Raw genomic sequence first — 25,757 nt, forward strand, 5'->3', positions numbered from 1 at the left:
AAACTTGGCGTTAAGTTAGAATGTGTTGATAATTGCTCCACAGCGCCTATGTTCCGTGAAGAACTTGTTCGCTGAGAAGTATCAACACATCCTAACTATAATTCCCCTACTTTATTTATTTTACCGCGACTTCCTTCCACCAACTGGTTTTCGTATCTGCGACCCAATCGGCATTTCTTAGATTTTTAACAAATAAAGCCGTTTCTTCTGGGCTGGAATGCTTAGAATCAAGTTTTATACACCAGTCCCAATCACCAGAAGTAGACCAAAGGCTTTGAACACCATTCATCTTTGCTATGGTAGAAGAATCTGACCAAGCATTTTTAGTTTTTAAAAAAACAACACTATTCCATGAGTTCATTCTATATTCCTTATCATTTTAATCAATTGATATCTAATCGCTTTGAACAACTGTTCATTGCGTTATATAACTCTAGACTATGAATTCTAGGAATTCAAACTAAAATTTCTGATCCTGCTGTCAACAGATTCTAATCAAGACCTAATTTTTTTAACCGATAACGTAATGTCCTAAAACTAATACCTAGTAATCTTGCAGCAGCCGTTCTATTCCACTTTGTTTTCTCAAGAGCTCCTAGAATTAATTCCTTTTCCTGATCCTGCAGATACCCATTCAGGCTAGAAGAAGATGAGGGAGCAGCCACTGGAGGCATTGGAACTTCAGGTAAATGTAAGTCTCCTGGCTCAATCATTTTCCCCTCACACATTGCTAACGCACGTTCAAGAATATTCTCTAGTTCCCTAACATTTCCTGGAAAATGATAATTACTCAAGATTTCAAAACATGCCGGATTAATTTTAACTTGCTTTCTATGTTGAATATTACATAGTTTCCGTAAAATTGCTTCACACAAATAAGGAATATCCGAAAGCCTTTCCATTAAAGTTGGGACACGCAATTCAATCACATTGACTCGATAATACAAATCTTGACGAAATTTTCCAGCATTGATCTCGTCTAACAAATTTTTATGGCTGGCACTTAAGATGCGCACATCAACAGGAATCTCATACAACTCTCCTATAGGCTTAATCGCTTTTTCTTGAATGGCACGCAATAATTTAACTTGCATAGCAAGTGGCAGCTCTGCAATTTCATCGAGAAACAATGTACCCCCATGGGCAGCAACAAATAATCCTGTTTTATCGGCAATAGCGCCTGTAAAACTCCCTTTTTTATGACCAAAAAATTCTGACTCCATTAACTCGGTCGGTATGGCACCACAATTGACAGGAATAAAAGGTTTATCTTTCCTCGGACCATTAATGTGTATTAAGTGAGCAACAAGTTCTTTGCCTACACCTGAGTCACCTTGGATAAAGACTGGGGCCTGACTACGTGCTAGCTTACGTATACTCTCACGAAGTTGTTGCATCACCAGGCTCTTCCCAACTAATATTCCTTCATCAGGCATGTCAATAGTGGAGTTTTGCATAGACAATGCCGTCTTCACAAGCTCTTTCAGCATCTTTAAGTCAACTGGCTTTGACACATAATCAAATGCACCTGCTTTTAAAGTATTCACTGCTCCTTCAATATTTCCATAAGCAGTGATGACAGCAACTGGTAACTGTGGTTTATATTTTTGAATAAACTTAACAATTTCTATGCCATCTCCATCGGGTAAACGCATATCAGTTAGAACCAGGGAGTACGAATTTTTTTTATATAGTCTATCCCTTGCTTACAATCAGATACTGCATCGCAGCATAATCCCATTCGCGACAAAGTGAGCGTTAAAAGTTCCCTGATATCAGGTTCATCATCTATAACAAGAACCTTGCTTTTCATCATATTAAAAGTTCATCCGATAGATTAACAGTAATAGCAAAACAACATCCCTTATTTGATTTTAACAAATTTAATCGGGCTTGATTAATTTCGCATAAATCTCTAGCGATAAACAATCCCATCCCTGTGCCAGTGCGCAAGGTAGTAAAGAATGGTTCGAAAATATTGTCTCTATGTTCTGGGGGAACTCCTGGTCCTGAGTCACACACTGTTAACGTTATTTTGTTTGAGGACGATTTCGCACCAATAATGATATTAACATTTCCTTCCAAATCACGACCATGTTGCATAGCGTTTTCACATAAAATGACCAGAATCTGCTCTAGCTGACTTTTATCAAAAACAACTGATAATTGCTTGTTTTTGGGTAAATTTATCATAAAATTACAATGATTTTGATGAGAAAAATCTTGCTTAAATCGCTCTAAAAATGTTGTAAGATCATTGACTTGCGGTTGGGACGGTTGACGCCTTGAAAGCTGTAATACATTTTTAATCACTGTATTCATTCGTTCGCAGTTATTAATTATTAATTGTTTTAGGCGAGCATCCTGTTCATTCAAATCTTTATCATCACCAAATAATTGAATAGCGTGAGAAATAGCACCTAAAGGATTACGCAATTCATGAGCAATACTTGCCGAAAAGCGCCCTAAAGCAACTAATTTAAGTTGTTGGGCTTGTTGGGCAATATCAGTCATATCCTCCAAAATAATAAGCACCTCCAAATTGTTAACCACAGATGTGGAAAAAAAATGTACTCTAAGATAAGGTTCTTCAATGATCGTTTGAGCAAGACGCTCATTCTGCTTTGCTTTTACTAAAAAATCATCGAGTTTCGCTGCCAATATTGGAGATAGTTGTTGTAAATTTTGAATTGCAGTATGTTTGCTCACACTAAAAAATTGTCGGGCAGCAGAGTTCATTAATTTGATCTGCTTCTCTTCATCAACATAAATAATACCTGAATGCAGTCTTTCAATAATGTATTCATTAAGTTGCTGCATTCCGGCTAATTCATAGCGATGATGCTTGGCTAAGCTTTCTGACATCCTCACCCAATTGGACAAATACCAAGCTGTTATTGCTGTAGCAAAAAAACCAGCCCCATAAATACCACTATAAAAAAAAGTATTCAAATCTTTTTGATAAGTAATAAAAAATTGCAGCACACTACCGCATAACAATAAAAAGCTAGCTAATGAAGCAAAGAAGATTGCCAACCGACCAGGAACTAAAATACTTAAAGCAGCAACAGTCACATTTAGTAAAATTCCATAGCCAGCTTGTAAGTTACCTATGATGCCTAACATGCCGGAAACTGCCATGACATCAATGGTTCCTGATAGAAACACTTGCTTATCAAAGCTAAAAACTCGCCTATACCAGCAATAAAGGAAAATCAAAGCAAAAATTAAATAAATGAATGCGATACAAAAGAACAATATAGGATAGGGATTCGTAATATAACTAAAGTAATATATTCCTAAAAATAAAAAAACACTGACTACTCTGTAAATATTGTATACCAACAATATTCGCCATTGTCTTATTTCCGGATTTTCTATTGGGCGACTTGCAGGCATCTTTATCCATTAGATTATTCGGCTTATTTAATATATAGTCAGACTTCACTATTTTGTACAACTTATAGCTGTTGAAAAGCTCCCCTTCTCAATAGATCACCCTAATATTTCCACAATTTATTTTCATTCCATATGGTCAGGGCATCTTGAGAACCACTCTCTTTGGCCTTGCCAATCCAATATTTGGCTTTCGCTCTATTTTTATTAGTCCCTATACCATCAAGATACATTAGGCCCAAATTAATTTGTGCTAAATCCAATCCCTGCTCTGCTGCTTTTTGATACCAGTACATGGCCTTTTTAAAATCTCTTTTGACTCCTTCACCCTGAACATACATTACAGCCAAATTATTTTGCGCCAAATCCAGGCCTTGCTCAGCAGCCTTTTGGTACCATTTAATAGCTTGTTTACTATCTTTTTTTACTCCCAAACCTTTCATATACATAATAGCTAGATTATGCTGAGCTAAAGGTAAATTCTGTTCTGCTGCCTTCTTATACCATGATACCGCCTCTGCAAAATTAACTGGCAAACCTCGTCCTTTCATATACATTAAACCAAGATTATTTTGAGCTTCGGCAAATCCCTGTTTCGCTGCTTTCTCAAACCATAAATAAGCTTCTTTGTAGTCTTGTATATCACCATCATTGGAGTAGATAAGACCCAAATTATTTTGAGCCATGACAAACCCATTCTCTGCTGCTTTCTTGTACCAATAGATAGCCTTTTGCATGTCTTTTTCTATACCAATTCCTTGCTCATAGATATAACCAAGATTATTTTGTGCTTTTACCCCACCTTGAGCAGCTGCTTTTTCATACCAGTAAATCGCTTTCTTACTGTCTTGAATTGAGGAATCACCATTCATATATAAGACACCCAGATTTGTTTGAGCAATAAGTGAGCCTTCATTAGCAGCCCTGGTATACCAGCTGATTGCAGCTTCTAAATCTTTAGGTACACCCTCACCCCGCTCATAAATCACACCAAGATTGTTTTGCGCATCAAGATCCCCTTGTTCTGCTGCTTTGGTATACCAATAAATTGCCTTTTTTATATCTTTGGGGGTACCATTACCGTACATGTAAAGGACAGCCAGGTTATATTGCCCATCGGAACTCCCTCCTTCTGCAGCTTTCTGATACCAAACAAACGCCTGACTAAAGTCTTTTTCAACTCCCCAACCGTTTTCATATAAGATTCCTATATTATTTTGGCCGATTGCCAAACCTTGATCTGAAGCTTTTTTGAACCAGTACATGGCTTGTTTACTATTTTTAGGGACACCTTGCCCTCTGAGGAATAAGACACCAAGGTTATTTTGAGCTTCAGGTTGCCCTTGCTCTGCTGCTTTTTGATACCAATAAGCTGCTTTTTTAAGATCTTTCTTTATGCCCTCACCCTGTTCGTATTGAAGTCCAAGTTCAAATTGTGCTTGGGCATCACCTTGTTCAGCTTTATCTTGTGTGTTCAATTGTATTTGTGGGCTGCGATTTATATCAAACTCCAGTGCTGATAAAGAGGAAGTGAAAAGAAATAGGAATAGTCCTGCAGCAACCAATTGTTTCATCATACCTCCATGCAATCATTGTTCAATTATAGCACAATTAATAATGGTAAGCTGATGGTAACCGTTGGGGATATTTCTTACGAAAAGAATCAAGAACCACCTAATTTGACCAGGACTCTTCTAGGCCCCCATTGCCCCACTTTTCCTCTAAATACTCCAGCAATCTGAGCCTGGCAATTGTCACAATGACCCGAATCATCCAAACGGTAATTCAAAATTTGATACCAATCTCTTACAATCACAGGCAAGTTACAATTAGGACAATAGGTGCTACTTCCTGCTGTATCATGAACATTCCCAGTATAAACATAATGCAAACCAGCTTTAATAGCTATTTCTCTAGCCCGCTGTAAAGTTGTAAATGGGGTTGGCGGTTTGTCCCTCATTTTCCAGTCAGGATGAAATGCCGTGAAATGCAAAGGGACATCTGGCCCTAAATGAGCCATAATCCATTCTGACATGCTCTCAAATTCGTCATCAAAATCATTTTCACCTGGAATCACCAGATTAGTAATTTCAAACCATACGTTGGTTTCTTTTTTTAAGAAAATCAAAGTATCCAATACTGGTTGTAAATGCGAACCGGTAATTTTGTAGTAAAAATCTTCGCTAAACGATTTTAAATCAATATTGGCAGCATCCATATAAGCATACAATTCCTTACGAGGCTCAGAATTAATATAACCAGCAGAAACAGCAACGGAATAAATACCTAACTTGTGACATTCCTTTGCAACATCAATAGCGTATTCCATAAAAATCACCGGATCATTATAGGTGTAAGCAACACTAAGACAGTTTAAGTTTTGCGCGGCCTTTGCAATATCCTCTGGCATAGCCATATCGGCTAAAGTATCAATATCTCTTGACTTGCTAATGTCCCAATTTTGACAAAACTTGCAAGCCAGATTACACCCTGCTGTCCCAAAAGATAAAACAGGACTTCCTGGTAAAAAATGATTGAGCGGCTTTTTCTCTATGGGATCAATGCAATAACCACTGGAACGACCATAAGTAGTCAATTTAATTTGATTATCGAGATTAGCTCGTACGAAGCACAAGCCTCTTTGCCCTTCTCGCAATTTGCAATTACGAGGACATACATCACATTGAATCCGCCCATCGTCTAATTTGTGCCAATATTTGGTTGGAATTGTATCAAACATCAAATAGCTCATAATCAATACTTAGTCTATATTTAAAGTATAGTATCTGTAGTTGTTCCGGAGTATTGTTGTGAGTATTCGCCAACCTGCCGTAGCAGGTTATTTTTACCCCAATGATCCTTTGATTTTAAAAAAAACGATACAAGATTTGCTTAATCAAGCACCAGTTCATACTCCTGCCCCCAAAGCAATACTGGTTCCACATGCCGGTTATATTTATTCTGGTTCTGTAGCTGCTTCTGCCTATGCCTCTCTACATAATAAAAAAGACTCCATTACTAAAGTCGTCCTATTAGGTCCTGCTCATCGACTATATTTCCAAGGCATCGCCTATGATCCTGTGGAAAAGTTCGCTACACCATTAGGAGAAATTGAACAAGATAAAGAACTATTAAGTCAAATTACAGACTTGCCTTATGTTTATTCCCTACCTCAAGCTCATCAAAATGAGCATTGTTTAGAAATACAACTCCCTTTCTGTCAAATGATATTCTCCAAGTTTAAAATACTTCCCCTGGTAGTTGGTGAAACCAATCCAATGGAGGTAGCACAACTGATAGGCAGGATATGGGGTGATGATGATACCTTGATTATTATCAGTTCCGATTTAAGTCATTATCTTCCTTATCATATAGCCCAACGAGAAGACAAAAATACTTGTATTTTCATTGACACCTTAGATGGTGAAAGCATACTTCATAACGCAGCCTGTGGTTATTTCCCATTGCGTGGTTTTTTATATTTTGCACGGCAAAATCATCTTTACAGCCGTTTATTAGACTTACGCAATTCAGGAGATACTGCTGGAGATAAAGAAAGAGTAGTGGGTTATGCTGCCTATCATTTTTATCAAAAACTTAGTTTTGCAGATCATTGTGGTGATGAATTGAAATATCTGGCAAAAGAAACAATTCGATTACAGACAGAAGAAAATAAGACATTAGCAATTGATTATAAAGATTACCATCAATTGCTGCGGATACGCATACCTACTTTTATTACTATAAAGAAGAATGGGATACTTAGAGGTTGTATGGGAAGCCTTATAGCCAAAGAGCAATTGGCTGAAAATGTAATTTATAACTCAATGCGCGCAGCAATTGCTGACCCTCGGTTTCCTAGAATAACCGCATCCGAACTCAAAGAATTATCCTTAACCATTTCATTAATTAGCCCATTATCCCCATTACACTTTAATGATGAGGAGGAGCTTAAGTCCCAATTGCGAATCGGCACGGATGGTTTGCTATTAACTTACGGCCCCTATCAAGCTACCTTTTTACCTAGTGTATGGATTCCCTTAAAACGAAAGATGAATTTATAAGCCATTTAAAATTAAAAATGGGACTTTCTGAAAATTTTTGGTCTCCCAAAATGAAGGCCTTACGTTACACTGCAGAAATTATTGAGTAAATGCCTAAGGCTGTTTTCTCAGTAGCGTGATAACATAGCTGTATTGGATATGGGAAACACGAATTTCCCATGTTAGTGAAGAACAGAATACGCTGTTATTGAGCTGGGAGAGACACAAACGCAGAGGTTTGATATTTCCTTACAAATAATTCATCAGACCTATTTTTATGCTAATTTTAAATTATAGGATTCTAAGGTATACAAAATGGATAATTCATTTGTATTTAATGAGACTACCCTAAAACGAGTACCTCATTTTTTAGTGTTAATTATTATTTTACTGTTAGGTCTCCCTTACATAGGATTAAACTGGGGGTTGGACTTTAGTAGTTTAGCAGTCAAACTAAATAGTGGGAAAGAGGTTGATTCTCAACTTTTTGAATCTCAAATTCGTGGCTATTTTAGACAAGCTCTCTTACAATGGTCAGGGTTTTCCCTTGCTGCAGTCACTGTCTTATTGGCATTTACTCAGTATCGATTGAGCAATGATAAAATAGCACTAATTATTGGATTAGCAATACTATTTTCTGGCTCTGTAGAAGCGCTCCACACCATAGTAGTAGATGGTTTGTCTTTGGATTTTAACCAAAAAAACAACCTAGATGCTCTCATTTGGGTTTTTTCAAACAGCATCAGTGGGGTTATTTTAATAATTGGACTTAGCCTACTGCTCTGTGCCAATAATGATAAAACAGTCAGTTTCCAAACTTTTATCTTATTGACTACTTTTTTAGTATTGGCGGCCATCACACTTATTTATTATACAACAACAGTAATTAAGCTTCCTGACATGTGGCTTCAAGACTCTTATATTTCCAGACCATTTGAACTCATATCCGTCTTTATCTATCTCATGTTAATGATTATCGTTTATCCCAAAATTTATACATCCTATCCTAGTATTTTATCTGACTGTATATTCTATATCTCACTAACTCAGGTTGTATTATCTATATACATCATGCTATTATCAAATACTCCCTATGACAGCGCATTTAATATTGCCTACTTTCTCAAGGTGATCGTCTATTTTATCCCTTGCACATGCTTGGTAATTAATTATGTTTTTTCATACTCAGCCGTTTTACGGGCGCAAAGGCAACTCAAATCAAAACAAGAAGAATTAAAATACATCGCCTCTCATGATCCCCTGACTAACCTGTTTAACCGCAGAGAATTTGAGGAGTTACTTGATAACTCCATTGCTAATTCTCAAAGAAATAACTCTTCCCTAGCTTTGTTACTTATTGATTTAGATAATTTTAAATCTACGAATGACACTTTTGGTCATTTTCATGGAGATGAACTTCTAAAACAATTCTCGAATCGACTCAGTTTATTAGTCAGAAAAAGCGACCTATTATCAAGAGTAGGAGGGGATGAATTTACTCTTATTTACCTAAATATAAAATCTCCCTCCAATGCCCGGCATTTAGCTGAACGAATTTTAAATGAATTAAATAGTCCCTATACTATTAATGGCAAATTAATTACAGTAACTGCAAGTATAGGAATATCTATTTTTCCTGATGATGGTAATACAACAGAAGATTTATTAAGAAAAGCAGATTTGGCAATGTATAAAGCCAAAAATTCTGGGAAAAATACTTATCAATTTTATACTGATGAACTTGGCTATCTTCAACATAGAGAATCTGAATTGGAAGCTCATTTACGGAAAGCATTAGAATATGAGGAGCTTCACCTCTATTACCAACCCAAATTTAATCTGCTAAACATGGAAATTATTGGTGCAGAAATTCTATTGCGCTGGAATAATGAATCATTAGGCGAAGTGTCTCCGAATGAATTTATACCTATAGCTGAAAACACTGGATTAATTAATGATCTTGGTCAATGGGTTTTACAAAAAGCCTGTTCTCAAATAATGAAATGGTCTCAGCAGTACAATACTATGCTTTCATTTTCAATTAATATCTCCCCTATACAATTAACAAATCTTCAATTTCCAAACATTCTTGAAAAAATAATGAAAGAATACCAATATCCTCCTGGATATCTAGAACTGGAAATTACAGAAAATATTTTAATGCGTGATCAAATTGAAGTCTCCAAAGTACTTAATATTATTTCTAACTTGGGAATAAAATTGTCATTGGACGATTTTGGTAAAGAATATTCCTCATTGAATAGATTAAAAACTCTTCCTATCGACGCCCTAAAAATTGATAAAAGTTTTATATCAGATATACATAATGAACAGGAGAAAGTTGTTATCATTGATATTATTATTAAATTAGCTAATGAATTGGGAATGAGTATTGTTGCAGAAGGAGTTGAAACGATAGCTCAATTAAAATATCTTGTATCAAGAAAATGCCATTTTGGTCAAGGTTTCCTTTTAAGCAAACCCCTAACAGCAGAGGAGTTCGCAATAGTGGCATATTCCATGCGCGGAAAAGACCAATCCAATACAAGCGTAATATCATTGATAAACGACAACAGGCCCTAATAATGAAGGGTATTAACTCCCTCTTAAACTAATCACGAAAATTCTCATACTGTAAAGGCAATTCAATATTTGATTTCTTTAACAAAGCGATAGTTTCCTGCAAATCATCACGTTTTTTTCCAGTTATTCTGACTTTATCTCCCTGGATAGAAGTCTGTACTTTTAATTTGCTATCTTTAATATACTTTACTATTTCCTTAGCCGTAGGTTGATCAATGCCCTGTTTAAAAGTCATGGTAAGAGTATAAAATTTTCCACTATGAACAGGCTCATCTTCTATGTCCACACCTGCTGTACTTAGGTTACGTTTTGAGCAATGATTTCGGAATAAATCCTCAAGCTGCCTTACCTGAAAATCGGACTGAGAGCGTAAGGTCACAATAAGATCTTTAAGCTCGATAGTAGCTTCTATTCCACGAAAATCAAATCGCGTGCTTACTTCACGCATTGCGTTATCCACCGCATTGCGCAACTCCACTTCATTCATTTTAGAAACAATATCAAAAGAAGGCATAACCAATCCGTTAAAAATTAAAATCCTAATTTATCAAAAAATAAGAGCCTATTAAAGAAAAGAGACCGCTGATTCCTCATTTTGAACGAATTAATTCTGCTTTAAAATAAAGCAATTTCTCAGCTATTGCATAATTGCCTAAACAATGTTATCAAATTATTTGGATGAAAAATCATCTAGTTGGTTATGGATATTATTAATCTGCAGCAAAAAAAGCTATTGTTAATCTAGTGTTAATCTGGAATTATTTAAGTTTTTTTTGCTTTCTCAAGGAGTGAGAAGTATGGGAAAGGAAAAGACAGATCTTGAGGTTTCATATAAACCAGTACCTTATAAAGGACGTTTTTGGATACATTCTGAAAGTTGCTATACCGAAGAGGAGTTAAGTCTAAGAGAGTGGATTTTAAAAGCACGTGCTACCTCAGGAATCCATCCGGATTACCTTAGCAATCCCAGTTCCTGGTTTGCCAGTGATGAGAACGCACTAATTAACCCTTACGAACAGGCCTGGTTTTACTCCAATGCTTACAAGCCCAGGCATATTTTAAACCGTGATGATTTTCATGTTCAACCAATTGATAATCAGCGTCTTCAGTGGCCACAATTTTATGATTTAATGCAAAAAGTAGGTGATTATCTTTTATTAAGAAACAGTGAATTACCTCCCGAACACTTAAACCACCCCATAAATTTTTTCCTTCTTGACGTCAACAACATCTTAAAAGGCCTAAGTCAAAACAACAACATACAACAAGTCAAAGATCAGCTGGAATTACTTACTCGTTATCTGCGCACGATTGAAAAAAATATTTCGCCACTGGTTGGTTCCGATCGATTATTTTTAGCCAATTTCCGCAAAATAGTGGATTCCAAGATTCAGCCGCATCTGGATCATAGGTTAGAAACTCAGCTCCTCAGAGATAGACTTGGAGAATTATCAAAAGACATAAGGAAATTATCAAGCGACCGAAATAGAATTTTGCATTTTGCCCTGAATATCAATCCAGTAAACCCCCACCCTTATGAGTTTGATCTTGATAAAATTGGTAATACGGCTTCTTATCCAACTCAAGCAGCTAAAAATTGTGCTCTAAAATCCAAAGAATTAGTTGCAGATCCCGTCCCCATACTTCACCTGACAAAAGAGCAATTAAACGATTGTCCCCATTTCAAATTAATCTCTATGAAAGAAGAGACCCTTGATCATTACGCCAAAGCGATTTCTGATCTTAATGAACTGGAACGATTTCAGAAGGTAATCCAAGACATTATGGATTTGCTAGGTCAAGCGGGAGAAGTCTATACCGTCCATCAATTTAAAAATCAAATGCTGTCCTTGTTTGAACAAATCGATGGGTTTATCGATAACTCGTCGGAGCATATCGAAGAAATAATTGATGCGAATACACAAGCCTACCATAAAGCCATACAAGAGGAACAAAATTTGTCTTATTGGAAAACCTGGCTAACCAATGAGAAAGAAAAATTAAAATTCTTTATTAAAAATCAGGACACTCTTGCCCAGTTTCCGTCTAGCTCTTCCGATCTCAAGAAAACAGGTAAAGCATTAAAAAGTAGAGTTAACGAAGTCATTTCCCACTTAAATCAGCCTAAATTAAAGGAAACGTCTTTTGAAGCAATTGCAGGACAAACCCAGGCACTCGATAAGCTGATGTGGTCCATGCATGATTGGATAAAAATTCAACATGAATTAAAAGGGCTTCCAAGTCCTAAGCCACCAGAACCACTTAAGATAGAGCCCACCACTATACCTCCTGTTGAGACCTTCACTCCTCTTTCACCACCTGCCCCTATTTATAAGCCTCTTTTTTCAGCTCCCCCCAGCAATATGACTATTTCTTGTACATCTGATAATCCTCAGTGTTCAATAAATTCCAATCCATGCACAAATTCCAACAACGCATCCACGCAAAATTCTTTGGTCTATTTAGGCTAATAACATTAATACCTATCGGTGTTATCGCCTTGTACTTACTGATGCAATGGAAAAATAAGAAAAAAATCCCTGCATCAGGTACTAAAGAAGAATTCGATAAGATAAAAGAGCAGTTTGAAGATTTATTAACAGAAATTAGGGGCTTTGAGGATTCTGAAGAAGTTGATCTTGCAGACGATTATTATTTCATTCTAAGTGATTATAATGACTTAATAAAAAAGGCAAAATCAGATTTTTATAGTGTAGAAGGATTACAGGAAGCTTATAATGAATTGAAAGATTTCTATGAGGAGCACTGTAGCTCTCAAAAATCAGTTACTCTCTATCCTTCGCCATAAGGGCTGTTATGATATAATTATACCATTTTATCTGCAGCCTCTTTGTCACTCTCAGATGTCGCTAGCATAATAACACATTAGACCTCTTTTATAATATTACAAAAGAGGTCTAAGCTATTACTGCAACACACATTGATCGGTATTTGAATCTTCCTCACCTTCTTTTGGTTTGCCTGCCCCACTTGCAAAAAAAGTCTGCATTAAACCACTTATCATCTTTTCAGTCGCTTCCTCATTCTCATTTTCCAAAGAATTACCTGAATATCCCAAAGAATTGGCAATATGCTTTAAAGATTCCCTCATCTTACTTAAAGAGTCTATTAAATCCTCATAAAAGGAGTCATCATAAAAATCATAAGGAGAATCTAGCACAGCAGCAATTTCACTCATCCTGGCTATAATTGCTTCCTGTTCCTGTGCTATCCTTCTTTGCCCTTTCGATAGCTTGCGACCAAACACAACTTTTGGGACCTCCTTCTGGACTTCAATCAATTGTGATTTTAATGAAATCATTTCTAAAGTAAGCAATTGGCGTTTTATTACCTCTCTTTTTATATCTTCGAAGAATGGCATAACATCAAAATCTTCAATTGCATTCAAAGATTCTCTGAGCTTATCCAAATCCATTTTAATGGCTTTTACCGTTGAAATACGCTCGATGCGAGGTAGTTTAGGTAACAATAGATCAAATTCTTTTTCTATCTCTTTTTTGTTGTACATAACATCTGGATCAGTATTTAATCGTTTTACAAATTCTTCTCCAGCAGTGCCATGAAAGTACTGAGTAACATCCAATTGTTGGTTATAATTTACAAGGTCATAAGTTATTCCCTGCTTAAGTAACTCAATCTTACGCTGATTTTCTTTGATTAACTCTTGGATTTCATCTTTTGTTTTTGCATCAAAAGGGAAATCCGAAGGTAAAACATTTAACATTTGGTTAAGCTGTTTATAAAATTTTATGTTATTAATTGTTAGGCTAAAATTCTTTTCAAGTACTGGCCTTAAAGGATGATTGGGTTGCATTAGTAAAATCGCTGCGAATGGCAAACCAGTTTCTTTATCAATACCCATTAGGCTTTCCCCATTCTTTACAAGCAAATCGAGAATATCCAGCATGTTCGTTTCAGGTGTGGAATTTTTAAAGCAATAATCCACAATAGAGGCATACTCCACTGTCTTGATAGCAAAATCTTTAAAATGAATACTTGCTGTTTGATATTTCAGTAAAAGAGCCATTAATTGAGCTTGATTAAATTGCAATGCATAAAGAACCATATTACTTGATAATAATGGGAAGAAAGGAGCAATTTCCTCAGCCAGCTGATACTGGCCTTTTGCTAATAGCCTTTGCAATAGGTTAACACCTATTCCTTCAATTTTTGTTCTTAAGGCCTTTAGATTTTTAATGTCTTCAATTGAGGCAGAGTAGTCTCCAAATTCATATTTCCAATCTATATTTTTAAATTCTGCGTAAAGATTTACTACTTGTTTAATCAACTGCTCATCTTCTAGTTTTATTGCCTTAATCTGTTCAACCTGTAATTTAAATTTATTAATTAATACACTAAGATCTTCTTCCTTCTTGGCCGGTTTTTTCTGAACTGTATGGGACTTGGAAGAGCTGGCCTCTGCAAAAAAAGATGGCTTTTTGGAAGAGGAAGGCTTCTCTCTTTTTGCCGAAACAGATCTTGTGATAACTGGCTCCACTTCCGCCTCCTGCTTGTCTTCTATGGGTATTAGTGTTAGTTCACTTATTGAACTCCACTCTATCTCTGCCATTAATGCCTTTTTATAAGAGAGCAAATGTTTTAATGCTTTTCTTATACCCGGTGTAAAATTGGAATAAAGAAGGAGCGATTTTTGAATGTCAATTTGTCTATCCAATATCTCCAGATGCTCCTCTTTACCACGCATAGACTCTGAAATACCGGTTAATTGCGATTCCAATACTTCAAATTGTTTTTTTAGGTCTTCGACTACTAGCTGTTGCTCGCCCCTCAAATACTTTACTAAATCTCGCGTACTTCTATCAGCCAATAATTTAAATACCTCTTCATTCTCTTCACAATCAACTGGAATATACTCATTTTCAGAAGTAACCCTAGAAAATAATGGCCTATTGACAAAATTATCCTCCGAATCGAAATAAACATGTAACCTATACTCTGTGCCTAATTGATTTTTAAAATAAGCGGTATAATGATATTGACTAATGGAATCAATCCATCCATAGGGTTTCTCAAAAATACTTACGTGATGATGAGATAAGGTATACTCACCTATGGTTATTTCTTTATCTAGTGGCAATTCAAATTTATAGTATTTTGTGCCCTTTGAATGAGTTAATTCAGAGAAATCAATAGCCCCTGATATTTTGGCCTTATTAATCTTATCTTTTACTAAATTAAATAAAGCATTTCTCGACATCTTAGCTCCCCAAAGCAATATTAAAGATTAAAGATATTACTTTAAGATCTTTTATTGTTCAACAAGGAATTTCACAGGTATTCTTCTATTTCAGGGAAAATAGTATTGAAATTCAAAAATTTAGAGGCAAATGTCAGCACGCTCTAAAATAAAAATATAAACATATCAGTTTAACTATCTCCACTTGCAAAAAAACTTGCAGGAATAAATAATAAACCTTTGCTTCTGTAAAGCGTATTAAACAACAGTCTTCTTTCGAAACTCACAGCCATAAGAGAAGTATGAGGAGAAACGGAGCACAGAACCGCATTGTACCCATTAGCACATGAGGATTCGGGCACCGTATCGACAAAGCAATTCTCCATAGCAGTAGAGTTTCAAAGTCTAATCAATTTGATTGAAAGGGAACTCAAGGAATGGAGTCAGTCAGAACTGAGAACCAACTATCTCAAAGCTCTAAAGCCACTCTGGCTGTAGTTACTATTTTAGTAGGGATCGGTTCTGGATTTTTAGGAATGTGCCTCGCGCTATTGCTCCATTTTCTCCAACACATTGCCTATGGTTATAGTCCACTCCACATTATAAGCAATGAAACTTTTCTAGAAGGAGTCAGGGCCTCCTCCCCAGAAAGAAGAATTACTATCCTTTTTTTATGTGGATTAATTGCAGGTATGGGTTGGTGGGCACTCTATCGTTTTGGAAAACCACTTATTAGCATTGCTCTGGCAATAAAATCTGGCAAACTCATGCCAGGACTTAGTACATTTATCCATGCCTTTTTGCAAATCATAACCATTGCGCTAGGCTCACCGCTTGGCCGAGAGGTAGCTCCCCGCGAAGTGAGTGCCGTCTATGCTTCATGGTTATCAGCCAAAGCAGGATTAAGTACTGAAGAAAGCAAAATCATGTTAGCTTGTGGTGCAGGAGCTGGTCTGGCTGCAGTTTATAATGTGCCTTTAGGAGGCGCTGTATTTGTACTGGAAGTATTACTTTGCACTTACAATTGGACAATTTTACTTCCTGCGTTAGCCTCCTCAGCCATAGCTGTTTTAGTATCCTGGTGGGGTTTAGGAAATGAATCTATCTACCAGATACCCGATTTTTCATTGGATGCTTCTTTAATTATCTGGTCCATTCTTGCAAGTCCCATACTAGGTTTTTTTGCCTTTTGGTTTATTCAAATCGCCACAGTACAACGTAGTAAAGCAGCTCACGACTGGCGTATGATTTTCTCCTGTTTGTTTAATTTCCTGATCATTGGATTATTTTCTATTTATTTTCCTTCCTATTAGGAAACGGTAAAAGTCCTGCAGAAATGGAATTTGATCAATCCGTAGGAATTGGATTAAGTATTGTACTATTTTTATTAAGGAATATATTCGTTTGGACAAGTTTGCGCGTTGGAGCCAGGGAGGATTGTTAACACCTTCTCTTGCTAATGGCGCTCTACTTGGAGCTATACTCGGAGGCATTTGGAATTGGTATTTGCCAGCTGCCCCCCTACACGCCTTTGCCATTATTGGTGCAACCGCTTTTCTTGCTGCAGCACAAAAAATGCCATTAACGGCTATTATTCTCATCTTTGAATTCACAAGAATTAATTTCGTCTTTCTTATCCCTATCATGCTTGCTGTCTGCGGTTCAGTCACTATGTGTCAATTAACCAAGCACTATTATATTAAATACAAAGTATGATGCGCTTAAGTGCACTCATTGAATTATTACAAAATGGCTCCATATAGGAAGTTTAAAATTAAACCCAATCATCATGTTTTATAGGTAATCATATGACGTTATGCCCTTGTGGATCACAAAATCAATATGATCAATGTTGCGGAATTTTTCTTGAAAGCACGCAAACTCCACAAACACCTGAGCAATTAATGCGGTCAAGATACACTGCTTATTCTTTGGCGAAAATCGATTATATTAAGCGCACTATGAAAGGCAAACCATTAATTACTTTTAATGAGCTAGAGGCCAAAGAATGGTCCCGAGGGGTTACTTGGATAGGTTTAACAATTATTCAAGCCTATATGGAAAATGCTAATAAAGGATTTGTTGAATTTATAGCAAGTTTTCTTGACGGAAATCAGTTAAAGTCCCTGCATGAATTGAGCGAATTTCAAAAAGAAGACTCCATTTGGTTTTATGTAGATGGAGTAGATAAACAATTGCCAAATAGGCAAAATAAACAAAAAATAGGACGCAACAGCCCCTGCCCTTGTGGAAGTGGTAAGAAATTTAAAAACTGCCACGAAAAATAATTTAATTTCGGATTTTATTAATGAACGGCCATTTACTACTCAATATTTTCATTTTTCTCGCTGCAGCAAGCATTATGGTCCCTCTTACCAGCCGGTTTAGACTAGGCTCAGTGATTGGTTATCTCACCGTAGGCATCTTAATTGGTCCTTTTGGGCTTAAACTCATAGGTAATTCCGAACAAATTATGCATTTTGCAGAGTTTGGAGTCATTATGATGTTGTTTTTGATTGGTCTTGAACTAGAACCAATCATGCTTTGGAAGCTACGAAAATTAATAGTTGGTCTCGGAGGTTTACAAGTCTCACTAACAACAGCCGCTCTATCCCTGGCCGCTATTATGATGGGTTATGATTGGCGAGCAAGTATTGCAGTCAGCATGGCGTTGGCCCTGTCTTCAACGGCTTTAGTATTACAAATGCTTCAGGAGAAAAATCTGTTGAAAACAGCCGAAGGCGAAACCTCTTTTGCTGTTCTCTTATTCCAGGATATCGCAGTTATCCCTATATTAGTTATATTACCTCTTTTGGGCGACCACGGTATAAGTGCAAGTATCAGTGCTCATACTGCAACCAATATAGCTCATCTGCCTAAATGGCTTCATGCGCTTTTAGTTGCTGGTATTATTGGAGGTGTCATTTTAGCTGGTCATTACTTATCTCGATACTTGTTCTTAATCATTGCAAAAACCAATATCCGCGAAGTATTTACTGCCTTTTCCTTATCCTTGGTTGTTGGAACTACTCTATTAATGGAGACCATTGGAGTTTCTCCCGCCTTAGGTGCATTTATCGCTGGAACAGTCTTAGCAAATTCACAATACAAGCGAACTGTAGAAGCAGATATACAACCATTCAAAGGTCTTTTACTTGGATTATTTTTTATCTCTGTTGGGATGGGAATTGATTTCAACCTATTCTTCAAGCAAATGACGCTCATCATACCCGTCGTAATTGGAATCATTGTCATTAAGGCAGTGATTCTCTTTACGCTTGGGCAGCTGTTTCAACTTACTAAAATCCAATCACTTGGCTTTGCCCTTGGCTTATCGCAAGGGGGAGAATTTGCTTTTGTACTTTTTCAATACGCAAGCACTTCGAAAGTAATAAGCCCAGAAATCAGCAGTTTTTTTACCTTGGTTGTCGCTTTGTCCATGTTAGCCACCCCGTTTCTAATGCTTTTGTATCACCGTTTTATGGTGCCAAAATTAATTAGCAAGCTACCGGAGCGTGAATATGATTCCATTCATGAAAAAAATGACATTATCATTGCTGGTTATGGTCGTTTTGGTCAGATCATTGGGCGATTCCTTAGTGGTGAAAACATTAAGGTCACTGTTTTGGAAAAAAATCCCGAACAAGTCGAATTATTGCGCAAATTTGGCTACACTGGATATTTCGGGGATGCTAATCGATTGGATCTGCTAAAAAGCGCTGGAGCAGAACATGCTAAATTATTAATAGTCACCGTAGGTAACCCTGATATCAACTTGGAAATTGTTAAATTAGCTAAACAAGAATTTCCTAACTTGAAAATTTATGCCCGAGCAAGGAATCGACGCCACGCTTATGAATTACATAAAGCGGGAGTAGATTATTTCAAAAGAGAACTCTTTGATTCGTCATTAACTATGACAAAAGAAATTTTACAATTTCTTGGCTATAAGCCTGAAGAGATCAAGAAAAAAGCAAAAGCCTTTCAAAAGCACGATGAAGAAGCTTTAATCAAATCTTTCGAGTTCTTCGAAGAGGAATCCAGCCTCATCAATTTCGCCCGACAGGCAAAAGGAGAGCTAGAGCGTATTTTACAGAACAATTCTTAATAAACGAGTCATAAAGATACTTCTCAGATCTTTATATTAAACTATTTTTATTTAATCTTACATAAGAGTTGCCTTTACTGGTGTCAAGATGTTTAAATAGGTAACATTTATCCAATGAAAATTACTTAAATGGTTCATTTTCAAGAAATTACTGTAAAAACCTTTTTAAAAGATTATTGGCAAAAGAAGCCCTTGGTGATTCGCCAGGCTTTACCTAATTTTATTAATCCTCTCTCACCTGATGAACTAGCAGGACTTGCACTTGAAGAAGACATAGAAAGTCGGCTTGTCTACGAAACCCCAGGGAATTCTCCCCAGTGGCATTTAAAAAGAGGACCATTTAAAGAAGCTGATTTTACTCACCTTCCCGAAACTCATTGGACTTTATTAGTACAAGGAGTCGATATTATCATCCCGGAAGTATATGAGTTGCTTGATCATTTTAATTTCATTCCCCAATGGCGGATTGATGATGTCATGATTAGTTATGCATCACTTTATGGCAGTGTTGGTCCACATTATGATAACTATGATGTCTTCTTGTATCAGGCCAAAGGTCGACGGTTATGGTCATTAACCTCTCAGAAATGTCATGCCAATAATTTTATAACCGGTCTCGAATTACGAATCATGAAAGAATTTGAGGTGGAAGAACAATTTATATTGGAAGAAGGAGATATGCTCTATTTACCCCCCCATATAGGGCATTATGGTATAGCTCAATCCGAAGACTGTATGACCTATTCTTTTGGTTATAGAAGTTATCGGGGACAAGAATTGTGGGACAGTTTAGGTGATTATCTATCCGAAAAAGGGCTATTCAAAACACTTTATCAGGATCCTGATTGGTCAGATCTTACAAATTCATCGGAAATTCCCCCTTCCGCATGGAAAAATGCAAAACGATTGTTAACCCAGATGCTGGAAAATGATGAAATCATCAAATCCTGGTTTGGCTGCTTTGCAACCAGTCTTGAACAATCGGCTGAACAACGGATAGCTTTGCCTTTGGAAGAGGAAGAATTACTTAGTTTGGAAGAATTTATTAAAGAACTTCAAAACAGCCAAGGATTATTGAGAGACGCCGTATGTCGTTTTGCCTATCAAAGAGATGATGTACAATCTGAATATCGTTTTTATATCAATGGAGAGGAATGGGAAAGTCAGGGAGTTGCACCTGATTTACTGAGTTATGTTGCTAATAACCGCCTGCTTTTTCTAAAAGATCTGCAATCTTATTGCAACAACGAAGGCAATCAATTATTTCTCTATGAATTGTGGAAACTCCAATGGCTGCAAATTTATCCAGATGAATAGGCTTCTATTTTGAAACTAGCCACTCTCTTGCAAGTCTCGACATAGCGTGGCATGTAATGAATCTTCTACACATCTCTGGAAACTCAGCCCAGCTCTGCTCTCCGAAGTCCCGCTGTAGGTAGAGATGTGATAGGGAGACAGGGCATGCCAACAGTGCGGAGCTGGCCCTATCCCCCTTAACGCAAGGACTTTACGAACTAAATACCCAATAAATACAATCAATTGGATAATTTCAAAATCATATAGTATATTTAATATACATAAACCAAACAAGGATGGGCGATGAAAAAAATAATATTGGCCATGGTTATAATTAGTGCTGCCGGCTTACTCAGTAGCTGCGGAAGTGCATGCTGCGGCGGCGCCAGATCCTGTTGCAGCTATAATACTGGATGCTGTGGTGTACAAAATTATTCAGGCATTTGGTATTAGTGCACACCCATAAAAGACCAGCCGCATGGCAAAAATAGTTTTCTTACAATGCCGGAAGAAGGATTTCTCCACATAGCTTATATGGAATGGGGAAACTATGATCTGAAGTTACCCAACATTAAACTTCTTTCGAAACTCGCTGCCATGAGAGAAGTACGAGGGGAAACGGAGCACAGAATCGCAGTGTACACGTTAGTAGCACCGTATCGACAAAGCAATTCTCCATAGCAGTAGAATTTCGAAAGAAGTCTGTTATTTGTGTGTAGGGTTGAAGGGTGGCTGAATCAATAATCACGTCTTAGCTTAAGTAATTGCTGTCTTAATTGATTCAAATTAATTTTATGGCTAAACAAAGTAATTAAAGCACCTGCCAATATAAACGCAATCCCCAAGGCATGCCATGGCTTTAAAACTTCACCTAATAGTAATACACCAAAAACCACTACAAAAACTGGTTCTAAAACGGATAAAATAGATGCTTTTTCTGAACTAATATATTTTAAACTATATAACATTAATAAAATAGGTATCACGGTTGCAATAATGGCTATGCCAAACAAATTTAGCCACACAGGTAATGATAATGGAATTTTAAAACTATGTTCTAAAGAAGCAACTATAAAACTAGTTGCCATACACCCTAAACAAACCATTAAAGTTGATAAGTTAGGCGAAATTTTATTATTTTTACTAGCAACAATGTAGCAAGCATAAAAAAAGGCAGAGGTTAAGCCAAGAAATATGCCCCACAAGTCAAAAGCTACTTCCTCCAGATCGATTAGTAAAGCCATACCCATTAAAATAATAGCAATAGCCAGGTAATATACTTTTGGTATAGTTTGACCATAAAAAAAGAAGTTTAATAACATAATCATCACTGGATAAGTAAAAAATATCACCATTGATAATCCTGATCCAATATAGAGGGAACCATAAAAATACAACAGTGTGGATATACCATAGTAAAAAGCGCCGCTTAGAAAAGCGACCAACATGGATTTATAACTGTCTTTAATACGATTAAGTTGTGAAATTAAAAAAATCAAAATTAAAATGCTTGAAATAAAAAACCGCCAAAACAACATATTACTTGCTGACAAATCGCCATTAATCGCACTAATTCCAAAATAACCAATAAATCCGTATAAAAAACCGGATAAAATGGCATAAAAGGAACCTTGTTGTTCTTGGGAGCTCATGATGATGGCATCTAAAATAAATTGATTTTTAAATCAATAAAAAGCTTTATTTTACTACTTTTTTTCTATTTTGAAAATAAATCAATCAAAGTTGAGGCATATTGGCATATTTATATCTTCGGTAGAAATACAAACTGAACTTACACCAGAACTATTAAAAATTTTGCTACAAGTCAATTGACAATAAAATATACACAATGTAATATTCTAAAACTTTGTTTTTGGCTCTAAATCAACTAATGTTTCGAATTTTAGTTTTTCTTTCTGGTATATTACTCTTTGCATCTAATATCATTGCTGAAACCGTTTCTTGTAAGGGACACTCATGCCTTGCTGTCATAGATGCTGGTAGTACAGGTTCAAGATTGCATATTTATTCTTATGATTTGGATGATAACAAGACACCGATTCATATCAATGAAATTTGGAATAAAAAAATTAAGCCCGGGTTCGCTACCATAGAGCCGAACTCCAGCACCATTGACGCTTATCTAACTACCTTATTAGCTGACGCCCCTACTGAACATATCCCCGTTTACTTTTACGCCACAGCTGGCATGCGGCTATTACCACAGTCAAAACAGAAAAAATACTACGATGAACTTGAGCAATGGTTTAAACAACAATCTCAATGGCAACTAGTAGAAGCGAAAACTATCACTGGCAATGATGAAGCTTTATTTGATTGGCTTGCAGTGAATTACAAGCTGGGCACACTCCAATCAAAGCAGAATCAATCGGTTGGCGTCATGGACATGGGTGGCGCTTCCGTACAAATTGTATTTCCTATACAAAAAAATGAAGAAATCAATAAACTTTATCAGGTGGAACTCGATCTCTATGGACAACATATTACCTTATATGTCCACAGTTTTTTAGGCTTAGGCCAAACCGAAATGTCACACCAGTTCCTTAACTCTGCCTCTTGCTTCGCTAATAACTATCCATTACCTGATGGAGAATCAGGCCAAGGGAATGCTCCTTCCTGTGAAGAAGAAGTTTCTTCATTAATGAATAGCGTTCATAAGGTTAATCAACAAGTACAACCCTTACTTGCCTCAAACCCTGTGAATGAATGGTATAGTATCGGAGGGATCTCAAATCTTGCCAGCAGCAATCTGTTTCATTTTGAAAACAACGTATTAACTAACCAAAGTTTACTTCAACAAGGAGACAGTCAAATTTGCCACCAACAATGGGAGATGCTTAATGCCCAATATCCTAATGACGAATACCTCTATCAGTACTGTCTTTTGTCTTCCTATTACTATGCCTTAATGGTTGATGGTTATGGAATTTATCCCGATCAAACGATTCATTATATTCCGCCAGAAGAAAATCTTGATTGGACAATTGGTGTAGTACTTTACCGTACTAAGGATTTATAATTCATCAATTAAAAAATCATCAATTTTTAGAGAGATGGGACGTTTATAAAAGGCACATAAGGCATTGCGAAAGCGTTGAGCTCGCTGAGATAACCCTTGAGTACAATAATGCAAAACTTGGTTATGAATTGATTGCTTAAACGCCTCTGTATCCGATTCAGTACCATTTAAATTATCAATACTCACTCTAAATTTATGACCAGTAGCAACCGAGAGTATCCATTCCATTGCTTGCGGTTTTACTTCCATCTTCTGAAATAAAGCCTGTTGTTCTTGAGTGCGACCATCAGGTGCATACCAATAGCCAAAATCAACCAGCTTCCTTCTTTCTTCTCCGGCAATGAGCCAATGTGCACATTCATGCAAAGCACTACTAAAAAATCCATGAGCAAAAAATAGCGCATTATAGGGATATTGCTCATCAGCCGGTAGATAAATTGGTTCGTCGCCCCCTTTGACTAATCGAGTATTATAGTCCTTTTCAAAACAATCATTAAAAATACGAATGAGATCTTGGTAGTTATGCACGAATTATTCAAAATTGAAATAATAAAGGGAGCTATTTTATATAAATTTCAAATTTTTAAAATATTTTTCAACATTGATTTTTAATTAAATTACTTTATAGTTAATTTTACTAAAACACTTAAGACTTTGAATGGATTTCATTTTATGATTTCGAAAAAAATAGCTCAAATTTCATATTCTATAGTTTTGGCACTAATCATTGGGGCTGCAGAAGCGAAGACTACTCGCCCCGAGGATGAACAACAACTCGCTCGCTCTATTTATAAACAATTTATCGAAGTGCAAACAGGATTTACTACTGGCTCAACAACACCGCTAGTTGACGTGGCAGTTAAGTACTTAAAGAAAGCTGGTTTTTCCAATGAGGACATTTTCGTTGGTGGTGCCAGTCCGCAAAAAGCAAACCTGGTTGTACGTTATCATGGTACTGGTGAAAAGAAGCCCTTGTTATTACTTGCACATACGGACGTTGTTGAAGCCAAAGCTTCCGATTGGAGCATGAATCCCTTCCAACTGACTGAAAAAGATGGGTATTTTTATGGCAGAGGTACTTTAGATGATAAAGCACAAGCGGCTATTTGGATAGCCAACTTAATCCAATATAAGCAGGAAAGATTTAAACCCAAACGCGATATCATTGTTGCCTTGACAGCTGATGAAGAAGGAAGTAGTCCATACAACGGAATTAGTTGGCTGATTAAAAATCACAAGAATTTAATCGAGGCAGATTTTGCCCTAAATGAGGTGGATGGGGTGATTTGGCTAAAGGGGAGAAAATATCGCAAAATATCCAGGTGAGTGAAAAATACGTTGTCAATTATAACCTTGAAGTTCGTAACAAAGGTGGGCATAGTTCGCTGCCTACCAAAGACAATGCCATTTATCGTCTTGCTGGTGCTTTAGAGCGACTGTCGCAATTTAATTTTCCTTTAAAAACTAATGATGTCACTGCCGCTTATTTCCGGCAAATGGCTGCTATTGAGACTGGAACTCTGAAAACAGAAATGATTGCGGCAAGCAAGGGTTCTAAAATAGCTATGCAACGTTTAGCTGATAGTTCACCTCAATGGAATGCCATTTTGCGAACAACCTGTACCCCTACTTTACTTGAAGGGGGTCATGCAATGAATGCCTTACCGCAATTGGCAGCTGTCACAATAAACTGTCGTGTGCTTCCAGAAGATTCACCTGAAATGGTTGAGCAATCTTTGAAGACAGTTATCAACGATAAAGAGGTCACACTAAAGCGCATTGGTAAACTATCCAGAGGTTCGAGTTCTCCACTTAGTCCAGAGCTATTAAAAACAATTACTCAGATAACTCAAACTTATTGGCCTGAAGTTCCTGTTATCCCAATTATGGTTACTGGTGCAACGGATGGACGTTATCTGCGAACAGCCGGCATTCCTACCTATGGAGTAATGGGGCTATTTTTAGATCGTGATGACTTTCGAGCCCATGGGTGTGATGAACGGATTAGCGTTGAATCATTTTATGAGGCCCAAGCATTCCTTTATGATTTGGTGAAACAACTGTCAAACAATG

Annotated in this window: 19 protein-coding genes and 2 pseudogenes; 11 read left to right on the forward strand and 10 right to left on the reverse strand. The window is 36.7% G+C overall.

Annotated features, from left to right (window positions below; translation table 11 throughout):
• Positions 1-115: 115 nt before the first annotated feature.
• The 6 genes from OK13_RS05590 to amrS form a co-directional block, all read right to left on the reverse strand.
• Entirely contained in the window at positions 116-361 is a 246-nt protein-coding gene (locus OK13_RS05590; RefSeq protein ID WP_035888673.1) for a hypothetical protein, read from the reverse strand.
• 130 nt (positions 362-491) lie between these two features.
• Positions 492-1,655, reverse strand: coding sequence for a sigma-54-dependent transcriptional regulator (locus tag OK13_RS05595; RefSeq protein WP_277619270.1), 1,164 nt, complete (start codon positions 1,653-1,655; stop codon positions 492-494).
• A 5-nt stretch (positions 1,656-1,660) separates the two neighbouring features.
• Entirely contained in the window at positions 1,661-1,816 is a 156-nt protein-coding gene (locus OK13_RS15795; protein WP_277619271.1) for a hypothetical protein, read from the reverse strand.
• A complete protein-coding gene (locus OK13_RS05600; protein ID WP_035888676.1) occupies positions 1,813-3,399 on the reverse strand; it encodes a sensor histidine kinase in 1,587 nt (528 codons plus the stop codon). Before OK13_RS05600 ends, OK13_RS15795 begins: the two co-directional genes overlap by 4 nt.
• A gap of 101 nt (positions 3,400-3,500) precedes the next feature.
• Positions 3,501-4,970 carry an SEL1-like repeat protein gene (locus OK13_RS05605; RefSeq protein ID WP_035888678.1) on the reverse strand — a complete coding sequence of 490 codons (1,470 nt, stop codon included), beginning with the start codon at positions 4,968-4,970 and terminating at the stop codon, positions 3,501-3,503.
• An 89-nt stretch (positions 4,971-5,059) separates the two neighbouring features.
• Positions 5,060-6,136: an AmmeMemoRadiSam system radical SAM enzyme gene (gene amrS / locus OK13_RS05610; RefSeq protein WP_035888680.1), complete on the reverse strand. Its 1,077-nt coding sequence runs from the start codon at positions 6,134-6,136 to the stop codon at positions 5,060-5,062.
• A 70-nt stretch (positions 6,137-6,206) separates the two neighbouring features.
• Between amrS and amrB the strand changes: the two genes are divergently transcribed.
• Both amrB and OK13_RS05620 read left to right on the forward strand, forming a co-directional pair.
• On the forward strand, positions 6,207-7,460 hold the full coding sequence (gene amrB / locus OK13_RS05615) for an AmmeMemoRadiSam system protein B (protein ID WP_241480440.1): 1,254 nt from the start codon (positions 6,207-6,209) through the stop codon (positions 7,458-7,460).
• A 294-nt stretch (positions 7,461-7,754) separates the two neighbouring features.
• The gene (locus OK13_RS05620) at positions 7,755-10,022 is read left to right on the forward strand and encodes a putative bifunctional diguanylate cyclase/phosphodiesterase (RefSeq protein WP_035888682.1); all 2,268 of its coding nucleotides are present in this window, start codon (positions 7,755-7,757) and stop codon (positions 10,020-10,022) included.
• A gap of 28 nt (positions 10,023-10,050) precedes the next feature.
• Here OK13_RS05620 and OK13_RS05625 read toward each other — a convergent pair whose 3' ends face one another.
• Positions 10,051-10,536: a YajQ family cyclic di-GMP-binding protein gene (locus OK13_RS05625; RefSeq protein WP_035888683.1), complete on the reverse strand. Its 486-nt coding sequence runs from the start codon at positions 10,534-10,536 to the stop codon at positions 10,051-10,053.
• A gap of 283 nt (positions 10,537-10,819) precedes the next feature.
• Between OK13_RS05625 and OK13_RS05630 the strand changes: the two are divergent.
• Positions 10,820-12,831, forward strand: a pseudogene (locus OK13_RS05630) (hypothetical protein).
• Between the two features lie 117 nt (positions 12,832-12,948).
• On the opposite strand, the gene OK13_RS05640 reads toward OK13_RS05630, so the two are convergent.
• A complete protein-coding gene (locus tag OK13_RS05640; protein ID WP_035888687.1) occupies positions 12,949-15,261 on the reverse strand; it encodes a hypothetical protein in 2,313 nt (770 codons plus the stop codon).
• Positions 15,262-15,677: 416 nt separating this feature from the next.
• On the opposite strand from OK13_RS05640, the pseudogene OK13_RS15805 reads away from it, so the two are divergent.
• The 5 genes and pseudogenes from OK13_RS15805 (at position 15,678) to OK13_RS15815 (ending at position 21,110) form a co-directional block, all read left to right on the forward strand.
• Positions 15,678-16,956, forward strand: a pseudogene (locus OK13_RS15805) (chloride channel protein).
• 92 nt (positions 16,957-17,048) lie between these two features.
• Positions 17,049-17,528, forward strand: a complete 480-nt coding sequence (locus tag OK13_RS05650; protein ID WP_035888690.1) for a YchJ family protein — start codon at positions 17,049-17,051, stop codon at positions 17,526-17,528.
• A 20-nt stretch (positions 17,529-17,548) separates the two neighbouring features.
• The gene (locus tag OK13_RS05655) at positions 17,549-19,348 is read left to right on the forward strand and encodes a monovalent cation:proton antiporter-2 (CPA2) family protein (protein ID WP_035888692.1); all 1,800 of its coding nucleotides are present in this window, start codon (positions 17,549-17,551) and stop codon (positions 19,346-19,348) included.
• A 129-nt stretch (positions 19,349-19,477) separates the two neighbouring features.
• A complete protein-coding gene (locus tag OK13_RS05660) occupies positions 19,478-20,665 on the forward strand; it encodes a JmjC domain-containing protein (RefSeq protein ID WP_035888702.1) in 1,188 nt (395 codons plus the stop codon).
• Positions 20,666-20,981: 316 nt separating this feature from the next.
• Positions 20,982-21,110, forward strand: coding sequence for a hypothetical protein (locus OK13_RS15815; RefSeq protein ID WP_277619275.1), 129 nt, complete (start codon positions 20,982-20,984; stop codon positions 21,108-21,110).
• A gap of 271 nt (positions 21,111-21,381) precedes the next feature.
• Here the strand turns inward: OK13_RS15815 and OK13_RS05670 are convergent, their stop codons facing one another.
• Positions 21,382-22,296 (reverse strand): DMT family transporter, encoded by a 915-nt coding sequence (locus OK13_RS05670; protein WP_035888714.1) that lies wholly within the window; start codon positions 22,294-22,296, stop codon positions 21,382-21,384.
• 239 nt (positions 22,297-22,535) lie between these two features.
• Between OK13_RS05670 and OK13_RS05675 the strand changes: the two genes are divergently transcribed.
• A complete protein-coding gene (locus OK13_RS05675) occupies positions 22,536-23,684 on the forward strand; it encodes an acetate and sugar kinases/Hsc70/actin family protein (protein ID WP_035888716.1) in 1,149 nt (382 codons plus the stop codon).
• Here the strand turns inward: OK13_RS05675 and OK13_RS05680 are convergent.
• Positions 23,679-24,212, reverse strand: coding sequence for an elongation factor P hydroxylase (locus tag OK13_RS05680; RefSeq protein ID WP_035888718.1), 534 nt, complete (start codon positions 24,210-24,212; stop codon positions 23,679-23,681). The genes OK13_RS05675 and OK13_RS05680 overlap by 6 nt on opposite strands.
• Positions 24,213-24,356: 144 nt before the next feature.
• On the opposite strand from OK13_RS05680, the gene OK13_RS15195 reads away from it, so the two are divergent.
• Entirely contained in the window at positions 24,357-25,010 is a 654-nt protein-coding gene (locus OK13_RS15195) for a M20/M25/M40 family metallo-hydrolase (protein WP_241480441.1), read from the forward strand.
• The coding region (locus OK13_RS15200; RefSeq protein ID WP_241480442.1) for a M20/M25/M40 family metallo-hydrolase at positions 24,971-25,757 on the forward strand (787 nt) is incomplete at its 3' end. The genes OK13_RS15195 and OK13_RS15200, both read left to right, overlap by 40 nt.

This window comes from Legionella norrlandica, from assembly GCF_000770585.1.
GTDB classification, from domain to species: domain Bacteria; phylum Pseudomonadota; class Gammaproteobacteria; order Legionellales; family Legionellaceae; genus Legionella; species Legionella norrlandica.

Bases quoted from the DNA above. Each gene is read 5' to 3' on its own strand.
- OK13_RS05605 (WP_035888678.1), bottom strand. From the start codon at position 4,970: ATGAAACAATTGGTTGCTGCAGGACTATTCCTATTTCTTTTCACTTCC.
- OK13_RS05595 (WP_277619270.1), bottom strand. From the start codon at position 1,655: ATGCGTTTACCCGATGGAGATGGCATAGAAATTGTTAAGTTTATTCAA.
- OK13_RS05655 (WP_035888692.1), top strand. From the start codon at position 17,549: ATGAACGGCCATTTACTACTCAATATTTTCATTTTTCTCGCTGCAGCA.
- OK13_RS05675 (WP_035888716.1), top strand. From the start codon at position 22,536: ATGTTTCGAATTTTAGTTTTTCTTTCTGGTATATTACTCTTTGCATCT.
- amrS (WP_035888680.1), bottom strand. From the start codon at position 6,136: ATGTTTGATACAATTCCAACCAAATATTGGCACAAATTAGACGATGGG.
- OK13_RS15195 (WP_241480441.1), top strand. From the start codon at position 24,357: ATGATTTCGAAAAAAATAGCTCAAATTTCATATTCTATAGTTTTGGCA.
- OK13_RS05590 (WP_035888673.1), bottom strand. From the start codon at position 361: ATGAACTCATGGAATAGTGTTGTTTTTTTAAAAACTAAAAATGCTTGG.
- OK13_RS05640 (WP_035888687.1), bottom strand. From the start codon at position 15,261: ATGTCGAGAAATGCTTTATTTAATTTAGTAAAAGATAAGATTAATAAG.
- OK13_RS05650 (WP_035888690.1), top strand. From the start codon at position 17,049: ATGACGTTATGCCCTTGTGGATCACAAAATCAATATGATCAATGTTGC.
- OK13_RS15795 (WP_277619271.1), bottom strand. From the start codon at position 1,816: ATGATGAAAAGCAAGGTTCTTGTTATAGATGATGAACCTGATATCAGG.
- OK13_RS05660 (WP_035888702.1), top strand. From the start codon at position 19,478: ATGGTTCATTTTCAAGAAATTACTGTAAAAACCTTTTTAAAAGATTAT.
- OK13_RS05600 (WP_035888676.1), bottom strand. From the start codon at position 3,399: ATGCCTGCAAGTCGCCCAATAGAAAATCCGGAAATAAGACAATGGCGA.
- OK13_RS05620 (WP_035888682.1), top strand. From the start codon at position 7,755: ATGGATAATTCATTTGTATTTAATGAGACTACCCTAAAACGAGTACCT.
- OK13_RS05670 (WP_035888714.1), bottom strand. From the start codon at position 22,296: ATGAGCTCCCAAGAACAACAAGGTTCCTTTTATGCCATTTTATCCGGT.
- OK13_RS05625 (WP_035888683.1), bottom strand. From the start codon at position 10,536: ATGCCTTCTTTTGATATTGTTTCTAAAATGAATGAAGTGGAGTTGCGC.